This is a genomic window from Aeromonas sp. R5-1, from assembly GCF_040908265.1.
Lineage (GTDB): Bacteria > Pseudomonadota > Gammaproteobacteria > Enterobacterales > Aeromonadaceae > Aeromonas > Aeromonas caviae.
In genome coordinates, this window is the sequence record NZ_JBFODJ010000074.1 from 1 (window position 1) to 2,957 (window position 2,957).

Here is a 2,957-nt window from a genome sequence, read left to right on the forward strand (position 1 = left end):
AGGTTGCCCCCGGTGACAACACCCAGGTGCTCACAATTGGCCTCCTTGACCGCTTTGAAACAGGCCAATCCATCGGATATCACCGCGCTACCACTGGCAATATGCCGTTTTGCCCAATCAGCAACGGACTTGGTTTTGAAACCATCGACCACCGTCATCCGCATCTTGATTGGATGTCCTTCCTTGTTCAGGGCCACTGCTGCCACAAACGGCGTCTTGCCTGCCGCGCCCCGACCCCGTTTGCCACCACGGCGCTCGCCACCCCAGTAGACATCATCGAGCTGAATGATGCCGCTGATGGGCTGCTTGTCATCGGACTCTTTCATGGCTTGCAGCAGCTTGTGCTTGAGCATCCAGGCGGTGTCATATTTGACGCCCAACTGGCGCTTTAGCTCCATCGCTGACAAGCCTGTTTTGGTTTGTGACAACAGGTGCATTGCCAGAAACCACTTGGTCAGTGGGAGCTTGGTGTTTGCGAAAATCGTGTTTCCAGTCAATGACATCTGGTGACGGCAGTGATTGCATTGCCACACACGTGGCCGCCTTCTCAGGCGACAACAGGTCTTGTTGGCACATTCAGGGCAGACAAAGCCGTTAGGAAAACGCCAAGTGAACAGCGCGTTTTCGCACTGAGCCTCAGTGCCATAGTCCTTGAGAAACTCAAACAGGCTGTAGCCTTTCTGGAATTGGATTTTGCTTTTGGCCATGATCTCGCACCTCGATAACTGTACGTAAGATCAGTATAGTTCGTGGTAACTGACTGCTAATCATGGGTAATCAGGTATCTGTTTAGAATATGTACATCATTTTTACGCGACATATAGGTAATATCACTAAAACTCGCGCTGTTACTTAATTGATTTTTATATGTAAAAAATATTCGTTCGATTCGCTGCATCGGATGAAGTCAAAGAGACTCAACCCTGTACATTTTTGCAACGGAAGCAGGACGGGGGCGTATCTAGAGTGTAGGCATCAAGATCTGTCACCCTGGAGCAATGGATATGCGCACCCAAATCATCGACAAAACCGTGGTCGTCTCTTCCGTAGAAGGCAACGTTCAGATCCTGCTTGCCGATGGCAGCAGTCGTCCTCTCCAGCCTGGCGAGATACTGCAGCCTGGCGCCAGACTCAATATCGCTGATGATGCCAAATTGATGCTGGCTCCCTACGATGACAAACCTGCAGAGGGCAATGGTGTCCCGGCAGGGACAGAGATGCTTCCAGAGGGGCAATCGTCCTCATCGGTTGCCAATCATCAGCAAGGCTCGCCTGAAGTGTCGCCAGAAATTGCGGCGTTGCAACAATCCATCCTGCAAGGGGTTGACCCGACCAAGAACTTCGAAGCCTCTGCTGCCGGTGGGGCACCTGCCGCCGGTGGTGGTGGCGGTATCGGCGGGGTCGCTGGGGCCAGTGGCAATGGTGGTTTTGTTGTCATAGATCGCATCGGAGATGCGACCATAGCCGAGGCCGGATTCGATACCGGCTATGACACGTTGATCGATCAGAATGTGCTGCAGGAAGACGATCTTCTGCCCGAGAATCAGCTCGATGATCAGGATGAGTCTGCTGTTACCCAGGAAGATCAGGCCATCAGTGGCAATGTGCTCGACAACAGCAACAATCCGGATGGTCCCCTTGATACGTCTGTCATTTCCTATAGCTGGGGCAGCAATCAGGGAATTGCTGCCGGCGTTGAGAGCACGCTGGATGGGATTGGTACGCTGATCATCAATGCCGACGGCTCCTATACCTTTACCCCTGCGCTGAACTACACAGGCCCTGTACCTGCGGTCAATTACACCGTAACGGATGGGGATGATACCAACGACTCCACTCTGACCATCACCATCACCCCTGTAGATGAGCCTGTCTCGCTGAATGGATTGCAGGTCGAGGGTGGTGAGCTTGTCCTTGAAGAAGCCGCATTGCCGGATGGCTCAGCCCCCGATGGCGCCGCCTTGACCAAGAGCAGTACCTTTACATTCAATGCGGCAGATGGAGTACAAAGCCTGACACTGGGAGGTGTGACGCTGATCAGCAATGGCCAGGTCTTGACCACCTTCCCCCAGGGGATCCCCAGTCCTTTGGGAAATCAACTGCTGGTGACCGGCGTCAGCTACAACCCGGTGACAGGGGTTGGCAGCGTGACCTACAGCTACACCCTGAACGATAACGAAACACATAACAAACCTGCAAATGATGGGGCTCTGACGGAGAGCTTCAACGTCGTGTTGACGGACCTCGATGGCGACACGACCAGTGCAGGGCTGGATGTCGTGGTGCTGGATGACGTGCCGACGGCGGTGAGCGACGTCAACCTGACGGTAGCGAGCGAGAACAACCTGGTCCTCAATGGCAACGTCATCACCAACGACGTGCAGGGGGCGGATGGCGCGGCGGTGACCGCGGGCACCCTGAGCGGGACCTACGGCAGCCTGGTGCTCAATGCCAACGGCGCCTACACCTACACCCTCAACCCGAACGACGGTGACTTCAAGGCGCTGACCGGGGGCGGGGTGGGCAGCGAAGTGTTCACCTACACCCTGACGGATGCGGACGGAGACGTGAGCACGGCGACCCTGACCCTGACCATCAAGAACGACGATGACGGGGTGACCATCACCAACCTGACGCCCAAGGGCGAGGGCGGGGATGCGAAGGTGTACGAGGACGACCTGCTGGCGACCCGCGGCGCGAATGAGTCGGCGGGGTCGGACAGCAGCAAGGAGTCGACCACGGTGACAGGGGACTTCACCATCAGCGCGCCGGACGGGGTGAAGACCCTGAGCGTGGGTGGCATCAACATCGTGGTGAACGGGGTGGTGGCGGGCTTCCCGCTGAGCGGGGTGACCACGCCGCTGGGCAACACCCTGACCATCACCGGGTACAACCCGGCGACCGGGCTGGTGAGCTACAGCTACACCCTGAACGACAACGAGGCGCACCCGACGGCG

Annotated in this window: 2 protein-coding genes; one reads left to right on the top strand and one right to left on the bottom strand. The window is 56.6% G+C overall.

Annotated elements, in window-relative coordinates:
- Window positions 1-707, bottom strand: a 707-nt coding sequence (locus tag AB5Y64_RS11075; protein ID WP_199416209.1) for an IS1595-like element ISKpn3 family transposase, incomplete at its 3' end; no start/stop codon positions are given.
- 297 nt (window positions 708-1,004) lie between these two features.
- On the opposite strand from AB5Y64_RS11075, the gene AB5Y64_RS11080 reads away from it, so the two are divergent.
- Window positions 1,005-2,957: retention module-containing protein (locus AB5Y64_RS11080; protein ID WP_368203778.1), on the top strand; the 1,953-nt coding region annotated here is incomplete at its 3' end.